At 60.9% G+C, this 1,004-nt stretch carries 1 protein-coding gene and 1 pseudogene; both read right to left on the reverse strand.

The window, feature by feature from the left end; all coding sequences use genetic code 11:
- Positions 1-246, reverse strand: a pseudogene (locus EN994_RS32970) (putrescine/spermidine ABC transporter substrate-binding protein); the annotation flags it as partial.
- 23 nt (positions 247-269) lie between these two features.
- Positions 270-1,004: ABC transporter permease (locus tag EN994_RS32975; RefSeq protein ID WP_164746502.1), on the reverse strand; the 735-nt coding region annotated here is incomplete at its 5' end.

Below are 1,004 nucleotides of genomic sequence, written 5' to 3' on the forward strand. Positions count from 1 at the left end.
GGTCTGCGAGGGTACCGCAATGTCGAAGCCGGTGCCGCCCTGGCGAACCTTGGCAAGCGCGGTGTCGTTGGAATCATAATCGGTGATGGTCACCTTGACGTTGTATTTGGCCTCGAACTTCTTGATCACGTCGGGGCTGGTGTAGTTGCCCCAATTGTAGATGTTGAGCACGCCGTCGGCGCGGGCCAGGCCCGTCGAGGCGAGCAACGCCAACCCCATGGCGGTTGCTGTTGTCTTCCAGTTCATGGTTTTAACTCCCATTTTTCGGTTCAGTCTCGTTTCCTGCTGACGAAGAAAAACAACGTGACGATGGCAACCGAGAGCAGCAGGAAGGCGGTCGATATCGCGTTGATCTCGGGTGTGATGCCGCGGCGGATCTGGCCGAGCATGTAGGTGGGCAGCGTGTCCTGGCCGCCCGATTTGACGAACTCGGTGATGACGACGTCGTCGAGCGAGATGACGAAGGCCAGCATCAGCCCGGCCAGGATGCCGGGCCACAGAAGCGGCAACGTGATGCGCCGGAACGTCTTCCAGGGCGTCGCGTAGAGGTCGGCTGCGGCACGCTCCAGCGTCAGGTCCATATTCTCAAGCCGCGCCCGGATCGGCAAATAGGCAAAGGGAATGCAGAACGCCGTGTGCGCGGCGACCAGATAGCCGATGCCGGAATAACCGGTGAAGATCTTGATGCGCGAGAAGAAGATCAGCAGCGCCACCCCGGTGACGATCTCGGGCACCATCAGCGGCTGGTTGATCGCCGCATACTTGAAGGTGAGGCCGGGATAGGACGCGGTGCGGGTGGTGGCGAGCGCCGCCATGGTGGCAAAGATCGTGGAGAGCACCGCCGCAATGGAGCCGATCTGGAAGGAACGCAGCGTGGCATCGACGACCTGCGTGTTCTGCCATGCCGACTGGAACCATTTCAGCGAAAAGCCGCCCCATTCGGAGGTCGAGCTCGCCGCGTTGAAGGCATAGATGACCAGCACGATGATCGGCAGATACAGCAC

The sequence above is a fragment of the Mesorhizobium sp. M7A.F.Ca.CA.002.09.1.1 genome (assembly GCF_003998555.1).
Taxonomy (GTDB): domain Bacteria; phylum Pseudomonadota; class Alphaproteobacteria; order Rhizobiales; family Rhizobiaceae; genus Mesorhizobium; species Mesorhizobium ciceri.